The following is a 19,630-nucleotide window of genomic DNA, read 5'->3' as shown; positions in this document are numbered from 1 at the left end:
CTCCTCCTGACAAGCCCTCCACGCGTCTCCATCGGGTTCGAAAGACAAAAAAACCCTCCGGGCGAAAACGCGCGGAGGGCGGCATAAGACCGAAAAACGGTCCCCGGGCTGATGATCAGCCCTATCCAGCAACCTCCATGCGGCAGCATGCGCAACCCAGTTGTAGGGTGCGTTCATATGCCTGGAAATTTGAGTTTGGCCGTTTCATGGGTCCGTCCTCGGGCTGGAATGAGCGCGCCTTATGATCGTGAGAATACGAGGCGTCAACCAAAAACTGGAAAAGCCCCGAACGAAGATCATCCGAAGCCTGTCTAATTTTTCCGAATCCGCCTTGTGCGACAAGGCTCTATACACTTTGGCGGACAACCGGAAAAAATCTCGCCGCGTGGTCTATTCCGTTGCCGATGATGCCGATACCGCCAATGATCATGCCTTGCTGAAACAGGTATGTCATGAAGTCCGGCGATCGTGAAAACCTTATCCGGCGCAATCTGCGCCTGAATATCCGAGGTCATCAATTCGCCTCTCAGGGGTGTCTGGAACTCCCCGCTCGATTAACAGGCCTTGATGACGCTTTCTTTGGCCCCGCCAGGGCATTCCGACAAAACATGAAACATGCGCTTTTTCGCGACTATTGCAGCTGATCCTGACGGGATTTTACGTATTTCGTGCTAGTCTTAGAGGTTCAAGTAATGAATTGGAAAAGCAGAAGCGCTATCCTTGCAATCAAATTACTTTTTCTTGGCGGTCTTTTCGCCAGCGTAGCGTGAACACCAGAACGGGACCCTGTTGGAATGCAATCGACCTCGGTAGTCATTCCGACCTGCAACAGAGCGTCTCTTCTTGCGGATTCCCTGAAGTCCGTTTTTGCCCAGACCGTACAGCCGGATGAAGTCATCCTGATAGATGATGGATCGACCGACAACACGCCGGACGTCGCAGCGCGCTACCCGCAGGTGCGCTATGTGCGCACTGAAAACCAGGGCAAGTCCGCGGCCATCAATCTGGCCATGACGCTGATGACCGGCACCCGGCTCTGGGTTGTTGACGATGACGACATCGCCTGCCCGGACGCCCTCCAAAAACTGGGGGCTGCGCTCGACGCCAACCCGTCCGCTGGCTTCAGCTATGGACGCCATGACCGGTTCACCGACCCCGCAAATGGCGGCGAGCGAGTCTGGCAGGACACCGGCTACTGGCGGGAGTGTCACCCACGTGACTTCCTGATCGCCACGATGGAAGACATGTTCACACACCAGTCTGGCATGCTGTTCCAAAAGACGCTGCTGGATGCGACTGGCCCGTTCGATACCGGGCTCAAGCGCTCGGTCGATTATGACTATATTCTCCGCGCAGCGCGGATCAGCACCAGCGTCGCCTGCCCCGCCATCGTCTTCCACCAGCGCCAGCATGATGGGGATCGCGGCTCAGGCGCGAACAGATTTCCAGCCTCGGAACTCGTGCGTCGCTGGATCCAGCATGACCAGATCATCTTCAAGCGCATCTACGAGACCTGGGCGCTCGACGAATTCCTGCCGCGGGGCGAGAGTGTTGTCGGCACCCCCAGTAAGCGTCAGGCGCTGATTCAACGAGGCGCCATCATGGCACGCAAGAAATTGTGGGATCATGCCATGCGGGACTTCGCGAATGCGGCGCTCCTGATGGATATCGATCTGACTCCGGCAGAACGTGCAATCGCCCGGCGAGGGAGCCAGTCGAAATATGGTATCCAGGAATTGCTGGACGATCATGTGATTGGTCAGGGCTTGCGGGATGTCGCTGGCCTGTCCCGTAACGGCGCTGAACTCATTGGCGAACTCGCGACCGGTTTTCGGTGGCGTATCCGGGATGAGTTGACAAGCGGCCACCCCCGCAAGGCCTCGCGACTGCTCCAGCTCTATATCACGCTGACCTCGTCAGCCTTTCATAATTCCCGGCCAACTGATTCCCCCTGGTATCCGGACGACCTTCTGACAGAGCCACATAAATCGCCCGGCAAGTAGGTGTGGAACCGGGTCAGTGATCCCACGAATCCATCTCAGAGCACTTCTTCATAGAGCGCCAGCGCATCGTCATACGTGACAAGACGGGGGTTGTTCTTCATCAGGCGCTCATTCTTGACCGCATCCTCAGCCATTTTTGGCAAGTCATTGTGATTGACGCCAACCTCGGTCAGCTTCAGGGGCGTGCCGCTTTTCGCGCACAGCTCCACCATATGGTCGATAAAGGCACTCGCGTCCTGGGCCACGCCAACGACGGGACCGAGATCCGCATAGTCCTTGGCGGCGACGACCGCATTGAACCGCAAGACCGGCGAGAGCATCAGCGCATTCGACACACCATGCGGCACATGGAACAGCGCGCCCAGCGGATAGGCCATCGCATGAACGGCCGCGACCGGCGCATTGCTGAAGGCCTGCCCGGCGAGCGTTGCTCCGATGCACATGGCCTCGCGCGCTTCGATATCATCCGGGTGCTCACATGCGCGCAACAGATTCCCGGCCAGCAGGCGCAGGCCTTCCTTGGCAAGTGCACCCGAGACCGGATTGCGCAACAGCTTTGACGTATAGGATTCGATGGCATGAACCATCGCATCGATCCCGGTTGCCGCCGTCACACCGCGCGGCGCGGTCAGCGTCAGCATCGGATCGACAATGGCGAGATCAGCAAACAACTGGTCTGACACGACTCCGATCTTCTTCATGTCATCTGACGTGACGATGGAGATCGCGGTGACCTCTGACCCGGTCCCTGCTGTCGTTGGTAACAGCACCAGCGGTGGGCGCGAGCCTTTCACATTGCCGACGCCGTAGACGTCTTCCAGCGATTGCCCGGAATCCATCAGCACGGCAATCAGCTTTGCGGTATCCAGTGACGAGCCTCCGCCCAGCCCGATCACGCCATCGGCGCCATGTTCGCGAGCCGCAGCGACCGCATCGCGGATCGTGGCAGCGGGCGGGTCGGCAACGACCTTGTCATAGACAAACACTTCAAGACCCGCATCGCGCAGGCTTTCCAGCGCGCCCTCCACCAAGCCGGCTGCGATAACGCCCTGGTCCGTCACGAAGACCGGGCGTTTCATGCGATCACTGACCAGCTTGCCTAGTTGGGCAGCACTGCCCCGTTCGAACAGGATGTGCGGCGGCGTCTTGAAGCTGAATCCCATCGGTCTTTCTCCCATTTTCACTACAGGCTTACGCCAATCGGGCCTGAACAGTAAATGTCGCAGATTGCCCGAAAATCGCACGGTCTGTCATGTCGTACACGCGGAAACCCTTTGCCCAAACGCAAGAAACCCCGGACCAGCGGTCCGGGGCTCCTGAAACAATTCGAATACAGCGAGGAAAGACTAGCCTTCCATCGACTCCATTTCGGCTTCGTGACGTGCACGATCCGCAGCACCCTTGGCGCTCTCGTCACGGTCGACCAGTTCCAGAACGGCAACAGGTGCGTTGTCGCCATGGCGGAAGCCAGCTTTCAGAACGCGGGTATAGCCGCCATTACGGTCCTTGTAGCGCTCGCCCATCACGTCGAACAGCTTGCGGACAGCCGCTTCGTCACGGACCTTCGAAAGGGCCTGACGGCGTGCGTTCAGGTCGCCCTTCTTGGCGAGGGTCACCAGCTTGTCCATGAGCGGAGCCATTTCCTTCGCCTTCGGAAGGGTGGTCACGATCTGCTCATGCTCGATGAGGCTGGCAGCCATGTTCGCGAACATCGCCTTGCGGTGCGATGTCGTCTTGTTCAGTTTACGGTATCCAAGGCGATGGCGCATTGTCGTGTTCCTTAAGGAGGTGGTCAGGCCCCCGATTACTCAGTGGGCTAGAGGTGGTCGTCGTATTTCTTGGCGAGGCCTTCAATGTCTTCCGGCGGCCAATCCGGCACTTCCATGCCGAGGTGCAGGCCAAGACCGGCGAGGACTTCCTTGATCTCGTTCAGGGATTTGCGGCCGAAGTTCGGCGTGCGCAGCATCTCTGCTTCGGACTTCTGGATGAGGTCACCAATGTAAACAATGTTGTCGTTCTTCAGGCAGTTTGCCGAGCGAACGGACAGTTCAAGTTCGTCGACTTTCTTGAGCAGGACAGGGTTGAAGCCGAGATCGGTTTCTTCTGTCTGTGCGCCCGTTTCCACGGTCGGCTCTTCGAAGTTGATGAACAGTTGCAGCTGATCCTGCAGGATACGCGCGGCATAGGCCACGGAATCTTCCGGCGTGACAGACCCGTCTGTCTCGATGTCGAGGGTCAGTTTGTCATAGTCGAGAACAGTACCCTCACGGGTGTCTTCGACCTGATAGCCAACGCGGCGGACCGGGCTGTAAATCGCGTCAATCGGAATATAACCGATTGGGGCATCTTCCGGACGGTGCGCCTCGGCCGGGACATAGCCCTTGCCGGTCGCAACGGTGAATTCCATGCGCACTTCAGCGCCATCATCCAGAGTACAGATCACGAGATCCGGGTTCAGGATCTTGGTGTCACCGGAGGTTTCGATCTGGCCGGCTTTGACTTCGCCCGGACCTTTCGCCTTCAGCACCATGCGCTTTGGCGTGTCGCTCTCCATGAAGATCGCAACCTGCTTCAGGTTCAGCACGATCGTCGTGACGTCTTCGCGAACACCCTGGATCGCAGAGAATTCGTGAACGACATTGTCGATCTGAACGCCGATGATCGCAGCACCTTGCAGGGACGACAGCAGAACGCGACGCAGCGCGTTGCCGAGAGTCGTACCATAGCCACGCTCCAGCGGCTCAATGACGAGCTTGGCTTTGCGCTTGGCATCGTATCCGGCCTGGACGACAGGACGGTTCGGGCGGATCAGCACTTTCCAGTTACGGTCGTTGACGTTGGTGGGTTCGATGTCTGCCATGGGCGACGGATCCTCAGAATGGGTCAGGCGACATGAAATTATGCCGCCAATAAATACGAACTAGACGCGGCGGCGCTTTGGTGGGCGGCATCCGTTGTGCGGAATTGGCGTCGTGTCTGTGATAGCCGTAACGGTCAGGCCAGCAGCCTGAAGAGCGCGCAGTGCGCTCTCGCGGCCCGAACCTGGTCCACGCACGCTGACTTCAACAGTCTGCATACCGTGATCCATGGCCTTCTTTGCGGCATCTTCTGCCGCCATCTGGGCTGCGTAAGGCGTCGACTTGCGCGAGCCCTTGAAGCCCATCATGCCGGAGGACGACCACGAAATCGTGTTGCCCTGGGCATCCGTGATGGTGACCATGGTGTTGTTGAAGCTGGAGTTCACGTGAACAACACCAGAGGTGATGTTCTTGCGCTCTCTCTTGCGGACGCGGGTCGTTTCACGAGCCATTGAAGACTATCCTATTTCTTCTTGCCGGCGATCGGCTTAGCCGGGCCCTTGCGGGTACGGGCGTTGGTGTGCGTACGCTGACCGCGAACCGGCAGTTTACGGCGGTGACGCAGGCCACGGTAAGAACCGAGATCCATCAGGCGCTTGATGTTCATCGACGTATCGCGGCGAAGATCACCTTCGACGAGATAGTCGGCATCGATCGTTTCACGAATCTTGATGACTTCGGCATCCGTCAGCTCGTTCACGCGACGGGTCGACTCAACGCCAACCTTCTCGATGATCTCACGGGCCATGGATGGGCCGATGCCATGAATGTACCGCAGCGCGATTTCCACGCGCTTGTTGGTCGGGATGTTAACGCCTGCAATACGGGCCAAGGCCGATCTCCTAAGCGGACTGTTCATACATAAAGAGCGCGCCAAGGCGGAAACATCCGTCCTGCGCGCCGGCGATTAAGCCTAAAGCTAAGAAACGAGGCTTATAACGATGGAAATTAACGCGTCAACCGCGGAATCCCACCTTTACGCCGTCTCTTTCAGGGCCGCGTCGATTGCGGTTGCAACCGCCTCGATTGAGCCCATTCCGTCGACTTCCACGAGGATACCACGCTCGGCATAAATAGGCACCAGAGGCGCTGTATCTTCGTAGTATTTTTCGAGGCGTTTCGAGAACGTCTCGGGATTGTCATCCTTGCGGCCCTGTTCTTCGAACCGCTTGGTGACACGTGACAGCAGCTTGTCATCATCGACAAGGATGCGGATCACGCGATTGACGGCTTCACCGCGGGATTCGAGTAGACGATCCAGCGCTTCAGCCTGACCGACTGTGCGTGGGAAACCATCAAAGATGAATCCCGGCGCGCCGGCCTGAACTTCCAATTGCTCGTCGATCAGGGCGATGACGATCTCGTCGGAAACGAGGCTGCCTTCATCCATGATCTGGGCAACTCTTTCGCCGAGCTCGGAGCCAGACGCGCGCGCCGCGCGCAGCATGTCACCGGTAGAGAGTTGAACGAACCCCCGCTCTTCGACCAGGCGTTTCGCCTGCGTGCCTTTTCCGGCCGCTGGCGGCCCGAACAGAATTAGGTTCATCTCTTACGACCCCCGAGTTTCGACTTCTTGATCATGCCCTCATACTGGTGCGCGATCAAATGCGACTGAATCTGTGTCACTGTATCCATCGTAACAGATACAACGATCAGAAGAGAAGTACCGCCAATATAGAAAGGTATCTCTGGGAAATATCGCCGCAGGAGTTCAGGAAGGATACAGACGAACATCAGGTACAGGGCCCCAATGGTCGTCAGTCGGGTCAAAACATAGTCGATATAGGCCGCCGTGTTCGAGCCAGGACGGATACCGGGAATAAATCCGCCATACTTGCGCAGATTGTCCGCCGTCTCTTCCGGATTGAACATGATGGAGGTATAGAAGAAGGCAAAGAAGATCACCATCGCCCCGTAAGACGTGATGTAGGTCCAAGAGCCCGGCGCGAAATGCGTCGCCAGCCAGCCCAGAACGCCACTCACAGCGCCGGAGGCTTCGGCATCGGCCGGATTGCCACCCAGGAAGCCCACCGCCGTCAGCGGCAGCATCAGCAGCGCAGAGGCGAAGATTGGCGGGATAACACCAGACGTGTTGATCTTGAGCGGCAGGAAGCTCTTCTGGCCCTGGGCAACACCGTGGGCCTGCTGTCGCTTCGGATACTGGATCAGCAGCCGCCTTTGCGAGCGCTCCATGAAGACGATAAAGACAACCAGCGCGATCACCATGGCCGCAATCGCCACCACAAACGCCACGTTCACAGAGGTCGTGCGCGCCTGCGAGATCAGGTTGAAGATCGCCTTTGGCATTTCAGCGATAATGCCCGCGAAGATGATCAGCGAGATACCGTTGCCGATGCCGCGCGCCGTGATCTGCTCACCCATCCACATCAGCAGCATCGTGCCGCCGGTCAGCGTCACAACGCCGGTCAGGATGAAGAACCAGGACGAGATGCCCTCAATGCGCACAGCGGCAAGGCCGCCAGCAATTGCAAAGGACTGGACCAGCGCGAATCCCAGTGTGAGGTAACGCGTATACTGGTTGATCTGCTTGCGACCGGACTCGCCTTCCTTCTTCAACTTCTCAAGCGTTGGAGAGGTCGCGGTCAGCATCTGGATGATGATCGAGGCCGTGATGTAAGGCATCACGTTCAGGGCGAACACACCCATACGTTCCACCGCGCCGCCGGCAAACATGTTCATGTTGCCAAGCAAGCCATCGGACTGGCTCTCGAAGAATTGGGCGTATTGCTGCGGGTCGAGTCCCGGCAGCGGGATGAACGTCCCGAGCCGGTAGAGGATCAAAATCCCGAGAGTAAACAGGATCCGGCTCTGCAGGTCCTTGGCTTTTGCAAAGCTCCGGAAATTCATGTTCCGAGCCATTTGTTCGGCAGCATTCGCCATGGGCCGCTTGACCTCCCTGAAAAAGCGTTCGCCGCCTAAATCGGCGGCGAAACAGTATTTGTGAAGGGGTTACCGGTAAAAACCGCCGATTATTCGTCAGCAGTCTCTTTAGCCGGCCCCGTGACGGTGACTTTACCGCCAGCCTTCTCAACAGCTTCAATAGCTGCCTTCGAGGCGCCTGTCACAGTGATATTCAGATTCTTTGGTGCGTCACCTTTGGCAAGCAGACGCACGCCATCGCGCACATTGCGAACCAGACCAGCGGCCACCAGCGACTCTTCGGTCACATCCTTGGCATCCAGCTTGCCAGCGGCAATCGCCTTGCCGAGACGGCCAAGGTTCACCCAGGCATGGGACTTGGAGTTACGCGCCGTAAAGCCGCGCTTTGGCAGACGCATGTAGATCGGCATCTGGCCGCCTTCAAAGCCATTCACGGCAACGCCGGAACGAGCCTTTTGGCCTTTGACACCGCGACCAGCCGTCTTGCCCTTGCCAGAGCCGACGCCGCGGCCAACGCGCAGGCGGTTCTTTGTTGAGCCCTCAGCGGGAGACAATTCGTTCAGTTTCATCGGTCTATCTTTCGATATCGTGCGGCTGCGAATGGTGGCGATTACTCGCCAACCACCTCAACCAGGTGAGCCACCTTGCGGATCATGCCCCGCACGGACGGCGTATCTTCGAGTTCCTTGGTGCGGCCGACCTTGTTCAGGCCCAGCCCCATCAGGGTCTGGCGCTGCTCAGGACGACGGCCAATCGGGCTGCCAACCTGGCGGACAGTGACTTTGCTTTTAGCCATTTTCGTGCCCTTCCCTAGTTCGTCGCGTCAGCCATGCCGGCTTCGGACGCGCCATCATTGCGGCGACCGACGACATCCTGAACCTTCAGGCCACGCTTGGACGCAACGGTCCGCGGGCTGTTCTGCTCTTTAAGCGCATCAAACGTTGCACGCACCATGTTGTAAGGGTTGGAGGAACCGATCGACTTGCCGACCACGTCCTGAACACCCAGAACTTCCATGACAGCACGCATCGGACCACCTGCGATCACGCCGGTACCTGGAGGCGCTGCACGCAGCACAACCTTGCCTGCGCCGTGACGGCCACGGCCATCATGATGCAGAGTGCGACCTTCGCGAAGCGGCACGCGAACCATGTTGCGCTTGGCTTCTTCTGTGGCTTTGCGGATCGCTTCAGGCACTTCGCGGGCTTTACCCTTGCCGAACCCTGCGCGGCCCTTCTGGTCACCAACGACAACCAGGGCTGCAAAACCGAAATTCTTACCGCCTTTGACCGTCTTCGCGACGCGGTTGATACCAACCAGCTTGTCGACGATGTCGGACTGCTCCTCGTCGCGATCGCGATTCCGGCGGCCTCTTCCTCTTTCTTCAGCCATAGGGCCTCTCCTTAGAATTTGAGACCGCCCTCACGGGCGGCGTCTGCCAGGGCTTTCACCCGGCCGTGGAACATGTAACCGCCACGATCAAAGACGACGTCTTCGACGCCTGCTTCTTTCGCGCGCTCTGCGAGCGTCTTGCCGACGAGGGCAGCCGCAGCGGCGTCACCACCGGTCTTGGCCGAGCCGAGCACATCCTTTTCCAGCGTCGAAGCCGAAGCGAGCGTAATGCCTTTTTCGTCATCGATGATCTGGGCGGAGATATTCTTGTGGCTGCGCGCAACCGACAGGCGTGGACGACCCTCAGCAACCTTGCGGAGCTTGGTACGAACCCGCTGGGCGCGGCGCAGCATCTTATCGCGTGAGCTTTTCATGGGCTTACTTCTTCTTGCCTTCCTTGCGGCGGACATATTCGCCCTGATAACGGATACCCTTGCCTTTGTATGGCTCAGGCGGACGGAATTCGCGGAGTTCGGCAGCAACCTGGCCAACAGACTGTTTGTCTGCACCAGAGACGATGATCTCGGTTGGCTTCGGCGCTTCCAGCTTGATGCCGTCCGGAGCCTTGAAGATCACATCGTGCGAGAAGCCGAGTGCGAGCTTGAGATCGGTACCCTGCATTTGGGCACGATAACCAACGCCAACCAGTTCCAGCGTCTTCGAATAACCATTCGAAACGCCTTCGACCATGTTCGCGGCGCGGGCACGAGCGGTGCCCCACTGCGTACGGGCTTTGGAATCAAGGGCTTCAGCGAAGGTTGGCAGGCGACGACCCCGAGCCTTTTCAGCCTCGATACGGTCATTTGCAGCCTGCACGAGATCTTCGCGCGGCGAAACGGTCAGCTCGTTGTTCTCGAGCTTTGGCGTGATCAGCTCAGACAGGACCAGCGAAAGCTCACCCTTGGAGCCTTTTGCCTTGATCGTCTGACCTTCGACCGAAACGGTCGTGCCATTCGGAACTTCGATCGGGAGTTTACCAATACGTGACATGATAGCTCTCCTAGAATACGCGGCAGAGCACTTCGCCGCCTACATTCTCGCTGCGGGCAGAATTGTCAGACATAACGCCTTTCGAAGTCGAAAGGATCGAAATGCCCAGACCATTGCGCACCAGCGGAATGTCGGAGACAGAAGAATACACCCGGCGACCTGGCTTGGAGACACGTTTGATCTCCGAAATCACTGGCTGACCTTCATAGTACTTCAGCTCGATATCAATATTCTTGTGACCGTCTTTTTCAACTTCGGTGTAGCCGCGGATGAAGCCCTCATTGATGAGAACCTCCAGGACGCGAATACGAAGTTTCGAAGACGGCGTGACGACTTTAGACATGCCGCGCATCTGAGCGTTGCGGATGCGTGTCAGCATATCTCCGAGGGGATCAGAAATGTTCATCTTTGATATCCTCCTCTCTTACCAGCTGGACTTCACGAGACCGGGGATCTGACCGTTTGAGCCAAGCTCACGCAGCGCGATCCGCGACATTTTGAGTTTGCGATAGTAGCCGCGCGGACGCCCGGTTACTTCACAGCGATTACGCACACGGTTTGGGGCCGAGTTACGTGGAAGTTCAGCAAGCTTGAGACGTGCCTTGAAGCGCTCTTCCAGTGAAAGGTCCTCATTCATGGCGACGGCCTTCAGCTCGGCACGCTTTGCAGCGTACTTTTCGACAAGCTTCTGACGCTTCTTGTTCTTCTCGATTGCGCTCTTCTTTGCCATATCAGCAGATCTCCTGGCGCTAGTTCCGGAACGGGAAGCCACACTCGGCGAGGAGTGCCTTGGCTTCTTCGTTGGTTTCAGCCGTGGTGCAGACGATGATGTCCATACCGCGAATATCTTCCACCTGATCGTAATTGATCTCCGGGAAAACGATGTGTTCTTTGAGGCCCATGGCGTAATTGCCCATGCCGTCGAAGCTCTTTCCGTTCAGTCCACGGAAATCCTTCACGCGCGGCAGCGCAATATTGGTGAGCCGGTCAAGGAACTCGTACATGCGCTCACGGCGCAGGGTCACTTTCGCACCGATCAGCATGCCTTCGCGCAGCTTGAAGCCAGCGATCGACTTGCGTGCCTTGGTGGCAACAGGCTTTTGGCCTGCGATCAGTTCGAGCTCGGCCAGGGCAGCCTTGATCTTCTTGGAGTCGGAGACAGCTTCGCCGACACCCATATTGATCACGACCTTGTCCAGTTTCGGAACCTTCATCGGGTTCGAATACTTGAACTGCTCCTGCAGCTTGGCCCGGATCTCTTCACGGTACTTCGTCTTGAGACGGGGTTCGTATGCCTTAGACATCGATGGACTCCCCTGAGCGTTTGGCAAAGCGCGTCTTGCGGCCATGCTCATCAGTTTTGAAACCAACACGCACTGCTTTTCCGTCGCGCGGATCGGCATGAGCCACGTTGGAAACGTGGATCGGTGCTTCGAAAGACTTCAGACCACCGGGGTCCATCTGGCTCGGCTTCTGGTGCTTCTTGACGACGTTCACACCGCGCACAACAACGCGATCCTCGTCGACCAGCACTTTCAGCACTTCGCCTTTGGTACCTTTGTCGCGGCCTGCGATCACGACAACGGAGTCGCCTTTTTTGATCTTAGCAGCCATCTTACAAGACCTCCGGGGCCATGTTCGCGATCTTGACCTGGTTCTTGCCGCGCAGTTCACGCGGGACCGGGCCAAACACACGAGTGCCGATTGGCTCACCATTGGTATTGATGAGAACGGCAGCGTTTGAGTCGAAACGAATGGTCGTGCCATCCGGGCGGTTGATGTCCTTTGCCACGCGAACGACGACAGCCTTGCGGACGTCACCCTTCTTCACGCGGCCCGTAGGAATTGCTTCCTTGATGGACACCACGATCACGTCACCAACCGATGCATACCGGCGGCCTGCGCCACCCAGCACCTTGATGCACTGAACGCGGCGCGCGCCGGAATTGTCGGCGACGCGAAGGTTTGATTGCATCTGGATCATGCGTCACCTTCCCCGCCGGTCACAAGTTCCCAGCGTTTCAGTTTGGAATGCGGAACGCACTCCTGGATCGTTACGATTTGACCCTCGACAGCCGCATTGGCTTCGTCATGGGCGTGATACTTCTTAGAGCGGCGAACAATCTTCTTCATCACAGAGTGTGTGAAGGTCCGCTCTACACGGACGATTGCGGTCTTGTTCTGCTTGGCAGAGACCACGACGCCTTCCATAATACGCTTTGGCATGATCTCTCTCCTACGCCTGACCTGCTTCGGCTTTTTCGCGAAGGATCGTCTTGACGCGTGCAATATCGCGGCGGACCTCCTTCACTCGGGCCGTTTTCTCCAGTTGGCCGGTGGCCGTCTGGAAACGCAGGTTGAACTGCTCTTTCTTCAGCTTGACGAGCTCATCCTTGAGCTGGTCGAGGCTTTTCGTTCTTACATCTTGGGCTTTCATGATCAGATACCCTCAATCCGCTTGACGACTTTCGTCTTGATCGGAAGCTTCGCAGCGCCGAGGCGCAGGGCCTCGCGTGCGACATCCTCAGACACGCCGTCGATTTCGAACAGGATGCGGCCAGGTGCGACACGGGCGACCCAACGGTCGACAGAGCCTTTACCTTTACCCATCCGGACTTCAATCGGCTTTGCCGACACTGGCAGGTCCGGGAATACACGGATCCACACTTTGCCCTGACGCTTCATGTGACGCGTGACAGCCCGACGGGTTGCCTCGATCTGGCGCGCTGTGACCCGTTCCGGCTCGAGAGCCTTCAGGCCAAACTCGCCGAATGCCAGCGATGAACCGCCCTTGGCATTGCCCCGGATCTGGCCCTTGAAGGCCTTACGGAATTTGGTTCGCTTCGGTTGACGCATCTCTTACGCTCCGGAGGCTTGCGCGCCGGTGGCCGGTCCGCGCTGGTTTGCATTGGCACGTGCACGGGACTGGCCGGAAGATTCCAGACGCTTGTCCTGAGCCATCGGGTCGTGCTCCATGATCTCGCCTTTGTAGACCCAGACCTTGATGCCGATGATGCCGTAAGTGGTGGCCGCTTCTGCAGTGCCGTAATCAATGTCGGCGCGCAGCGTGTGCAGCGGCACGGAGCCTTCTGCATACTTCTCGGTCCGCGCAATCTCTGCGCCGCCAAGACGACCGGACACCATGATCTTCACACCGTCAGCGCCGAGACGCATGGCGGACTGGATGGCCCGCTTCATGGTGCGACGGAACGAGGCACGGCGCTCAAGCTGGCGAGCAATGTCGTCGGCGATCAGTGTGGCATCGATTTCCGGCTTGCGGATTTCGACCAGGTTCACGCGAACTTCGTCGGTCGTCATCTTCGACAGAACTTTGCGAAGGGCTTCGATGTCGCCGCCCTTCTTGCCGATCACGAGACCCGGACGTGCCGTGTGGATCGTGATGAGGCATTTCTTGTGCGGACGCTCGATGATGATCTTCGAGATGCCGGCTTGCTTCAGACGCTTGCGGATTTCCTTGCGGATCGCGATGTCTTCGTGCAGCAGGCGACCGAAGTCGGCCGTATCGGCATACCAGCGGCTGTCAGACGTCCGGTTGATGCCCAGACGCAGGCCGATCGGATTTACTTTCTGACCCATTATGCGGCCTCCGCTTCAACTGAGGTGTCACGCAGGATGATGGTCATCTGCGAGAATGGCTTCTGGATGCGAGCAGCGCGGCCACGAGCACGGGCGCGAATACGCTTCATCACAAGGTTCTTGCCGACATGGGCTTCTGCAATGACGAGGCTGTCGATGTCGAGGCCGTGATTGTTCTCGGCGTTCGCGATGGCGCTCTGCAGCAGCTTGCGGACATCCTGGGCAGGACGCTTCGGCGAGAACTGCAGCTGAGCCAGCGCACGCTCGACCGGCATGCCGCGGATCTGCTGAGCCAGAAGGTTCAGCTTCTGCGGGCTTGAACGGTACATGCGCAGAACAGCGCGCGATTCATTCGAAGCCTGCTTCGGAGGATTCTTGGCTTTAGCCATGACTACTTCCTCTTCGCTTTCTTGTCCGCACCGTGGCCATAGTAGGACCGCGTTGGCGCGAACTCGCCGAACTTGTGACCGACCATTTCCTCAGAGACGGAAACCGGGATGAATTTGTTGCCATTGTGGACCTGGAAATTCAGGCCGACAAAGTTAGGCAGGATCGTTGAACGGCGCGACCAGGTCTTGATCACAACGCGCTTTTCAGAGGCGCGCGCTTCTTCTGCTTTCTTGAGCAGATAGCCGTCTACGAACGGGCCTTTCCAGACAGAACGTGGCATGTCTTGCGGCTCCTCTTAGCGTTTCGCGTTACGGCGACGGATGATCAGACGATCCGTTGCCTTGTTTTTACGGGTCTTGGGACCGCGTGTTTTCTTGCCCCATGGCGTCACTGGGTGACGTCCACCGGACGACTTGCCTTCACCACCACCGTGTGGGTGGTCGACCGGGTTCATGACAACACCGCGGACAGACGGGCGCTTGCCCATGTGACGCTTGCGGCCTGCCTTGGACAGAACCTGGTTCATGTTGTCCGGGTTGGACACGGCGCCGACGGTTGCCAGGCAGCTGTCCATCACCATGCGAAGTTCGCCGGAGGTCAGCTTGATCTGGGCATAGCCACCATCACGACCGACCAGCTGGGCATAGGTGCCAGCGGAGCGAACCATCTGCGCGCCCTTCTGGGGCTTCAGCTCGATGTTGTGAATGATCGTACCGACCGGAATGCTTTTCAGCGGAAGCGTGTTACCCGGCTTGATGTCAGCCGTCTTGGACGTGACCACCGTGTCACCGACTTCAAGGCGCTGTGGCGCGATGATGTAGGACAGCTGGCCGTCTTCGTACTTGATCAGTGCGATGAAGGCTGTGCGGTTCGGATCGTATTCCAGACGCTCAACAGTTGCCGGCATGTCCCAGCGGTTACGCTTGAAGTCGACCTTGCGGTACAGCTTCTTGGCGCCGCCACCGATGCGGCGAGCCGTGATACGACCCGTATTGTTGCGTCCACCCTTCTTGGTCAGACCTTCGGTCAGCGCCTTGACGGGCTTGCCCTTGTGAAGGTCGGACTTGTCCACCAGCACAAGCTGGCGACGCCCTGGGGAGGTTGGATTGAAAGTCTTAAGTGCCATGTTTCTCGTCCTTCTCCCCTAGAGGCCCGTCGTGATGTCGACGGACTGACCCTCGGCGAGCGTCACGATGGCTTTTTTCATGTCGTTGCGACGACCTTCATAGCCACGAAAACGCTTCGTCTTGCCCTTTTGGACCAGAGTGTTGACCTTGGTTACTTCGACCTTGAAGAGCGCCTCGACAGCGTCCTTGATCGCTTTCTTGTCAGCGTCGATCGCCACTTCGAAGACAATCTTGTTGTCTTCAGCCACCAGAGTCGATTTCTCGGTGATCAGTGGGCGACGGATGACGTCGTAGTGATGTTCTTTTACGTCGGCCATGATTACTTAGCCTCCTTCGCGCCATCGAAACGGGCCTTGATGCCTTCGGCCGCTTCCTTGGTGATGACGAGCTTCTTGCGGCGCAGGATGTCATAGACATTCAGGCCAGCAACCGGCAGCACGTCGACGTTCGGAATGTTGCGAGCTGCCTTGGCGAAATTCTCGTCCACGGTCGTGCCGGAGATGATCAGCGCGTTCTCGATACCGAGACCCGCGAACTGACCGACCAGCTCTTTCGTTTTCGGAGCCGACAGGATCGCCTCGTCCAGCACGATGACCGCATCCGCCTTCACCTTGGAAGACAGGGCGTGAGCCAGAGCCATCTTGCGGACCTTTTTAGGCAGGTCGTGAGCGTGGCTGCGAACTTTTGGTCCGTGCGCAACAGAACCACCAACAAAGATCGGCGCATTCCGGGAACCGTGACGCGCGCCGCCGGAACCTTTCTGGCGGATATACTTCTTCGTGGTGCGGCTGACTTCGCCGCGGGTCTGGGTCTTGTGCGTACCAGCCTGGCGCTTGGCCAGCTGCCAGCGAACCGTGCGCTGCAGGATGTCACCACGGATGTCTTCGATGCCGAAGATGGCATCATCAACCGTGATGTTTCCAGCGGCTTTGCCGGCAAGGGTTTTGACTGCGAGTTCCATTATTCAGCACCCTCTTGAGTTGCTTCAGCTGCTGGCGCGGCAGCCGCGCTCGCTGCCTTGAAGGAGCCAGCCGCTGGTGCGTCGGCCGGAAGAGGCTTCTTCACCGCGTCGCGGACTTCAACATAGCTGCCGTCATGGCCAGGCACAGCGCCCTTGACCAGGATGAGGCCGCGCTCAACGTCGGTGCGTACCACTTCCATATTCTGGGTGGTGACACGCTCAACGCCGTAATGACCGGCCATTTTCTTGTTCTTGAACACGCGGCCCGGATCCTGGTTCATACCCGTCGAACCGTGCGAACGGTGAGAGATGGACACACCGTGCGTGGCGCGCAGACCACCAAAGTTCCAGCGCTTCATCGCACCGGCAAAACCCTTACCGATCGTGATGCCGGCAATGTCAACTTTCTGACCCGGAACGAAATGGTCAGCCAGGACTTCAGCGCCAACTTCCGGCAGGTCGCCAGAGACGCGAAATTCGCGCAGCTTGCGCTTCGGTGCGACGCCGGCTTTTGCGAACTGGCCACGCAGCGCCTTGGACGTGCGCTTGGCTTTCTTTTCGCCGATGCCGAGAATGACAGCCTGGTAGCCGTCCGTGCGGGTGACGTCGCCACCCTTCTTGGTCTTCACGGCGCGCTCTTCTTCAGTGCGCACGCCAACAACCTGGCAGCCATCAAGCGACAGGACGGTGACCGGCACGTGGCGGCCGCTCTCGTCAAATACGCGTGTCATGCCAACCTTGCGGGCAAGCACGCCGGAACGGGGTGCTGGCAGAGCCATTAGCGGCCTCCCTCAAGTTTGATTTCAATGCCAACGCCGGACGACAGGTCGAGCTTCATCAGCGCGTCCACCGTCTGCGGGGTCGGGTCTACAATGTCGAGGATCCGCTTATGGGTCCGGATTTCAAACTGCTCGCGCGACTTCTTGTCGATGTGCGGCGAGCGGTTCACGGTGAAGCGCTCGATACGGGTCGGCAGCGGGATCGGGCCTTTGACCTCAGCGCCGGTGCGCTTGGCCGTGCTCACAATCTCTTTCGCCGACATGTCGAGGGCGCGGTGATCGAAGGCCTTGAGCCTGATCCGGATATTTTGTCGTTCCATCGTTCGGTCCGTCCGCACAAAACACGTTAGCCCCAACGTGGCGCAGAAGTGCGCCAGGGCGTAGCGTGGGATTAAATTGTCTGTTTCGAGGGAGCGTTCGCTCTATAAAGCGCTGCCATCCCGGCGAAGTCGGGGGTTTATGGGATCGATAGGCCCGCGTCAACTGAGTCGTGAAGCTTTTATGCAGAAAGACTCACAGGGGTAAAACTCTCAGTCTCTATCGCTCAGGCGGCATTTCCGAGACGGGTGGCAAATCGAACAGGGCCCGCAATTCGAATTGGGTGGATTTCAGCGTTCCAGCAGGCCAATTCTCGTTTCTCATGTCATCTTGCATGGCCGCCACAGCGGGTCCGGCGATACTGGCTCCCACCTGTTCGCCTATCTTCAGGCTTTCGCGCATAATCGCAGCGCTAGCCATAGAAATCTCCTGCCCCTCCGGCGTTTCCAGGAACGCACGATATGCCTCTAAAGCGTCAGGAGAAAGATTGTAGACATAGGCCTTTGCTATGGGCTCACGCATGCCTTCCAGCAAGGCGTCTGTCATGTGGGCTGTCAGCATTTGAATGGCCACGTCTGCGGCGTCATCGGATATGGTTTCACCATTCTTGGCAAGTTCATTCTGAAGATTTCCCAGCATGAGGTCGGCCATGGCCGCAAAGGCACCTTCGTATTGATCCCGCGTCGCGGTCTGTTCCACAATATAGTAGGCATCTTCCATGGGATCAGCCGCAACGGGTGCGCCAAACAGTAAGATCAGCACTATAGCGGGAAGAAGGCGTTTCATGAGGTGTCAGCTTTCCAGATGCAGTAGGCCGCAAGTCTACTGGGAGCCCTGGAAATGAAAAGCTACTTCCTTCGTTCTTGCATGGGACCGCCCCTCTCGCCCATGAGGCAAGAGGGCGTGGCGCCAGCCCTGCCCTTACACGCTCCATGCGCCTTGGTCCCAGCCCAGAAGGGCGCGGGTTTCGGCCGCGTCGTGCGCGAAGACACGGCGCAGATAGTCCCGGTCATCTGAACTCATCCGGTCGGCTTCGGGCGCCGCATTATACTGGGTGGAGACGTCAAATTTGCGCGCAGGCAAACCCATGAACTGGCAAACCGTGGCCAGCTCACGCTGCGGATCGGCTGCGAGGTCTTCGCTGCGCAGGAACAGGAGCTGATCATCCGGAAACAACCGCCTCAGCTCCCGGATCTGAGGCGCGTAATAGCTGCGCGCCAGGTAAGAGCGTTCCCGGTCCTGATTTGGCAAGGCCCGGCGGGCGCGTTCGCGCTCCTGGCGGATCGCAATCGGATAGGGCAGCGTTTCGCGTCCCAGCCGGCAATCCATGCGATAGTGAGACCAAGCACGCTCCACCGGATCGCGCAGGATCACGATGATCTGGATATCGGGATTATACACCCAGACCCGTTCCAGCGCGCCGCTCCACCAGCTGATGATCGGCGTCGCCTCGCCCAGCATGCACCCGTCGCGCCAAGCCTTCCAATCGAAGTGGCGATGATACAGCCAGTAGTCCAGCGGGCGGATGCCCGTTGGCGGGCGCGTGTCGAAGAAGTGGGGTTCCTTCTTCTTCGCCATGCAGATATCGGGGTGCTGGCGCAAGTATGCGTCCAGCGACGTGGTGCCGGCCTTTTGAACGCCGGCTATGATGAAATCGATGCGTCTTGCCATGCATCCGGAATAGCGCGGGTGTCTTGCCTGATTTTGCCGGAATGCGGTTCTTGTGTCGCAAAGTGTTGCAGGGTGAATGCGCGATTCACCTTGTTTAACCAAGGCCTCACGCTTTTCACGGACACTTCGGTCTTACCTGCCCCTCATCCGAAGGCCCCCGATGAAGCCTCCTCTGTCTTCCCTGCTCAGCCGCCCGGCCGTCCGCTATGGCTTGGCCAGCATTGCGGCCTTTGGCATGGATCTGGCGCTGACCATGGCATTGCGGCTTGGCGGCCAGCTCAGCCTTACCCTGTCGGCAGCGATCGCCTTCACCGTGACCGGGCTGGTTTTCTATTTTGTCCATGAATTCTGGACGTTCGGGCATGACAGTTCAACCGTTTCGTCAGGTCGGCTTGTTCGCAACCTGACCTCGCTCGGCGCAGCCTTCTGTGTGCGTGTCGGCATCATCGGCGCACTGGAACTGATGCGTTCGCCCGGTCCGCTTCTGGCGCTCGTCTATTTCGGATTGGGCGCGGCCGCATCGCTCACGGTCAATTTCCTGATCAACAAATACTGGGTCTTCACCCGCACCTGACGCCCGATAAAAAAGGCCGCCCCTTATGGGACGGCCTTCTCGTTACTGCCTGATGGGAACAGGGCTTAC

32 protein-coding genes are annotated in these 19,630 nt (G+C 58.3%); 2 read left to right on the top strand and 30 right to left on the bottom strand.

Going from position 1 to position 19,630, the window contains the following annotated elements; genetic code table 11:
- The first annotated feature begins 794 nt into the window (after positions 1-794).
- Positions 795-2,003 carry a glycosyltransferase family 2 protein gene (locus tag B3527_RS07325; protein ID WP_290479097.1) on the top strand — a complete coding sequence of 403 codons (1,209 nt, stop codon included), beginning with the start codon at positions 795-797 and terminating at the stop codon, positions 2,001-2,003.
- A gap of 35 nt (positions 2,004-2,038) precedes the next feature.
- Here B3527_RS07325 and B3527_RS07320 read toward each other — a convergent pair whose 3' ends face one another.
- The 30 genes from B3527_RS07320 to B3527_RS07175 all read right to left on the bottom strand — a co-directional run bounded on the left by B3527_RS07320 (position 2,039) and on the right by B3527_RS07175 (position 18,987).
- A complete protein-coding gene (locus B3527_RS07320; RefSeq protein ID WP_156947868.1) occupies positions 2,039-3,166 on the bottom strand; it encodes an iron-containing alcohol dehydrogenase in 1,128 nt (375 codons plus the stop codon).
- Positions 3,167-3,349: 183 nt separating this feature from the next.
- Positions 3,350-3,772 (bottom strand): 50S ribosomal protein L17, encoded by a 423-nt coding sequence (rplQ, locus tag B3527_RS07315; RefSeq protein ID WP_034814177.1) that lies wholly within the window; start codon positions 3,770-3,772, stop codon positions 3,350-3,352.
- 47 nt (positions 3,773-3,819) lie between these two features.
- Positions 3,820-4,863: a DNA-directed RNA polymerase subunit alpha gene (locus tag B3527_RS07310; RefSeq protein WP_206992497.1), complete on the bottom strand. Its 1,044-nt coding sequence runs from the start codon at positions 4,861-4,863 to the stop codon at positions 3,820-3,822.
- A 60-nt stretch (positions 4,864-4,923) separates the two neighbouring features.
- Positions 4,924-5,313, bottom strand: coding sequence for a 30S ribosomal protein S11 (gene rpsK, locus B3527_RS07305; protein ID WP_034814179.1), 390 nt, complete (start codon positions 5,311-5,313; stop codon positions 4,924-4,926).
- 11 nt (positions 5,314-5,324) lie between these two features.
- Positions 5,325-5,693 carry a 30S ribosomal protein S13 gene (gene rpsM / locus B3527_RS07300; RefSeq protein ID WP_034814180.1) on the bottom strand — a complete coding sequence of 123 codons (369 nt, stop codon included), beginning with the start codon at positions 5,691-5,693 and terminating at the stop codon, positions 5,325-5,327.
- 144 nt (positions 5,694-5,837) lie between these two features.
- Complete coding sequence (locus tag B3527_RS07295) at positions 5,838-6,407, bottom strand: adenylate kinase (protein WP_034814181.1); 570 nt, start codon at positions 6,405-6,407, stop codon at positions 5,838-5,840.
- Positions 6,404-7,762, bottom strand: a complete 1,359-nt coding sequence (gene secY, locus B3527_RS07290) for a preprotein translocase subunit SecY (RefSeq protein ID WP_206992495.1) — start codon at positions 7,760-7,762, stop codon at positions 6,404-6,406. The genes B3527_RS07295 and secY overlap by 4 nt, the downstream gene beginning before the upstream one ends.
- 89 nt (positions 7,763-7,851) lie before the next feature.
- Positions 7,852-8,331, bottom strand: coding sequence for a 50S ribosomal protein L15 (gene rplO, locus B3527_RS07285; protein ID WP_034814184.1), 480 nt, complete (start codon positions 8,329-8,331; stop codon positions 7,852-7,854).
- A 41-nt stretch (positions 8,332-8,372) separates the two neighbouring features.
- Positions 8,373-8,558 carry a 50S ribosomal protein L30 gene (rpmD, locus tag B3527_RS07280; RefSeq protein WP_034814186.1) on the bottom strand — a complete coding sequence of 62 codons (186 nt, stop codon included), beginning with the start codon at positions 8,556-8,558 and terminating at the stop codon, positions 8,373-8,375.
- A gap of 14 nt (positions 8,559-8,572) precedes the next feature.
- Positions 8,573-9,154 carry a 30S ribosomal protein S5 gene (rpsE, locus tag B3527_RS07275; RefSeq protein WP_034814187.1) on the bottom strand — a complete coding sequence of 194 codons (582 nt, stop codon included), beginning with the start codon at positions 9,152-9,154 and terminating at the stop codon, positions 8,573-8,575.
- 11 nt (positions 9,155-9,165) lie between these two features.
- Positions 9,166-9,528: a 50S ribosomal protein L18 gene (gene rplR / locus B3527_RS07270; RefSeq protein ID WP_206992494.1), complete on the bottom strand. Its 363-nt coding sequence runs from the start codon at positions 9,526-9,528 to the stop codon at positions 9,166-9,168.
- A gap of 4 nt (positions 9,529-9,532) precedes the next feature.
- Positions 9,533-10,144 (bottom strand): 50S ribosomal protein L6, encoded by a 612-nt coding sequence (rplF, locus tag B3527_RS07265; protein WP_034814190.1) that lies wholly within the window; start codon positions 10,142-10,144, stop codon positions 9,533-9,535.
- Positions 10,145-10,154: 10 nt separating this feature from the next.
- Positions 10,155-10,550 (bottom strand): 30S ribosomal protein S8, encoded by a 396-nt coding sequence (rpsH, locus tag B3527_RS07260; RefSeq protein ID WP_034814196.1) that lies wholly within the window; start codon positions 10,548-10,550, stop codon positions 10,155-10,157.
- A gap of 18 nt (positions 10,551-10,568) precedes the next feature.
- Positions 10,569-10,874, bottom strand: coding sequence for a 30S ribosomal protein S14 (gene rpsN / locus B3527_RS07255; RefSeq protein WP_034814198.1), 306 nt, complete (start codon positions 10,872-10,874; stop codon positions 10,569-10,571).
- A gap of 19 nt (positions 10,875-10,893) precedes the next feature.
- Positions 10,894-11,448 (bottom strand): 50S ribosomal protein L5, encoded by a 555-nt coding sequence (gene rplE / locus B3527_RS07250; RefSeq protein WP_034814200.1) that lies wholly within the window; start codon positions 11,446-11,448, stop codon positions 10,894-10,896.
- On the bottom strand, positions 11,441-11,758 hold the full coding sequence (gene rplX, locus B3527_RS07245) for a 50S ribosomal protein L24 (protein WP_034814202.1): 318 nt from the start codon (positions 11,756-11,758) through the stop codon (positions 11,441-11,443). Before rplX ends, rplE begins: the two co-directional genes overlap by 8 nt.
- Before the next feature lies 1 nt (position 11,759).
- On the bottom strand, positions 11,760-12,128 hold the full coding sequence (rplN, locus tag B3527_RS07240; protein ID WP_034814203.1) for a 50S ribosomal protein L14: 369 nt from the start codon (positions 12,126-12,128) through the stop codon (positions 11,760-11,762).
- Complete coding sequence (gene rpsQ, locus B3527_RS07235) at positions 12,125-12,370, bottom strand: 30S ribosomal protein S17 (RefSeq protein ID WP_034814204.1); 246 nt, start codon at positions 12,368-12,370, stop codon at positions 12,125-12,127. Before rpsQ ends, rplN begins: the two co-directional genes overlap by 4 nt.
- A 10-nt stretch (positions 12,371-12,380) precedes the next feature.
- Positions 12,381-12,581: a 50S ribosomal protein L29 gene (gene rpmC, locus B3527_RS07230; RefSeq protein WP_034814205.1), complete on the bottom strand. Its 201-nt coding sequence runs from the start codon at positions 12,579-12,581 to the stop codon at positions 12,381-12,383.
- 2 nt (positions 12,582-12,583) lie between these two features.
- On the bottom strand, positions 12,584-13,000 hold the full coding sequence (rplP, locus tag B3527_RS07225; protein WP_034814206.1) for a 50S ribosomal protein L16: 417 nt from the start codon (positions 12,998-13,000) through the stop codon (positions 12,584-12,586).
- A gap of 3 nt (positions 13,001-13,003) precedes the next feature.
- Positions 13,004-13,741 carry a 30S ribosomal protein S3 gene (gene rpsC, locus B3527_RS07220; RefSeq protein ID WP_206992493.1) on the bottom strand — a complete coding sequence of 246 codons (738 nt, stop codon included), beginning with the start codon at positions 13,739-13,741 and terminating at the stop codon, positions 13,004-13,006.
- Entirely contained in the window at positions 13,741-14,130 is a 390-nt protein-coding gene (gene rplV / locus B3527_RS07215; RefSeq protein ID WP_034814208.1) for a 50S ribosomal protein L22, read from the bottom strand. Before rplV ends, rpsC begins: the two co-directional genes overlap by 1 nt.
- A gap of 2 nt (positions 14,131-14,132) precedes the next feature.
- Entirely contained in the window at positions 14,133-14,411 is a 279-nt protein-coding gene (gene rpsS / locus B3527_RS07210; protein ID WP_034814209.1) for a 30S ribosomal protein S19, read from the bottom strand.
- Between the two features lie 15 nt (positions 14,412-14,426).
- Positions 14,427-15,257, bottom strand: coding sequence for a 50S ribosomal protein L2 (gene rplB / locus B3527_RS07205; RefSeq protein WP_034814210.1), 831 nt, complete (start codon positions 15,255-15,257; stop codon positions 14,427-14,429).
- An 18-nt stretch (positions 15,258-15,275) separates the two neighbouring features.
- Positions 15,276-15,575 carry a 50S ribosomal protein L23 gene (locus tag B3527_RS07200; RefSeq protein WP_034814211.1) on the bottom strand — a complete coding sequence of 100 codons (300 nt, stop codon included), beginning with the start codon at positions 15,573-15,575 and terminating at the stop codon, positions 15,276-15,278.
- Positions 15,576-15,577: 2 nt separating this feature from the next.
- Complete coding sequence (gene rplD, locus B3527_RS07195; RefSeq protein WP_034814212.1) at positions 15,578-16,219, bottom strand: 50S ribosomal protein L4; 642 nt, start codon at positions 16,217-16,219, stop codon at positions 15,578-15,580.
- Positions 16,219-16,998 (bottom strand): 50S ribosomal protein L3, encoded by a 780-nt coding sequence (rplC, locus tag B3527_RS07190; RefSeq protein ID WP_206992492.1) that lies wholly within the window; start codon positions 16,996-16,998, stop codon positions 16,219-16,221. Before rplC ends, rplD begins: the two co-directional genes overlap by 1 nt.
- Positions 16,998-17,318 carry a 30S ribosomal protein S10 gene (gene rpsJ, locus B3527_RS07185; protein WP_027836784.1) on the bottom strand — a complete coding sequence of 107 codons (321 nt, stop codon included), beginning with the start codon at positions 17,316-17,318 and terminating at the stop codon, positions 16,998-17,000. The genes rplC and rpsJ overlap by 1 nt, the downstream gene beginning before the upstream one ends.
- 217 nt (positions 17,319-17,535) lie before the next feature.
- A complete protein-coding gene (locus tag B3527_RS07180; protein WP_290479098.1) occupies positions 17,536-18,102 on the bottom strand; it encodes a DUF2059 domain-containing protein in 567 nt (188 codons plus the stop codon).
- A 135-nt stretch (positions 18,103-18,237) separates the two neighbouring features.
- A complete protein-coding gene (locus tag B3527_RS07175; RefSeq protein WP_290479099.1) occupies positions 18,238-18,987 on the bottom strand; it encodes a sulfotransferase family protein in 750 nt (249 codons plus the stop codon).
- A gap of 160 nt (positions 18,988-19,147) precedes the next feature.
- On the opposite strand from B3527_RS07175, the gene B3527_RS07170 reads away from it, so the two are divergent.
- Positions 19,148-19,561 (top strand): GtrA family protein, encoded by a 414-nt coding sequence (locus B3527_RS07170; protein WP_290479100.1) that lies wholly within the window; start codon positions 19,148-19,150, stop codon positions 19,559-19,561.
- Positions 19,562-19,630 lie beyond the last annotated feature (69 nt).

The organism is Hyphomonas sp. UBA4505 (assembly GCF_002388685.1).
GTDB lineage: Bacteria > Pseudomonadota > Alphaproteobacteria > Caulobacterales > Hyphomonadaceae > Hyphomonas.
This window is presented reverse-complemented; position numbering and strand designations above follow the sequence as displayed.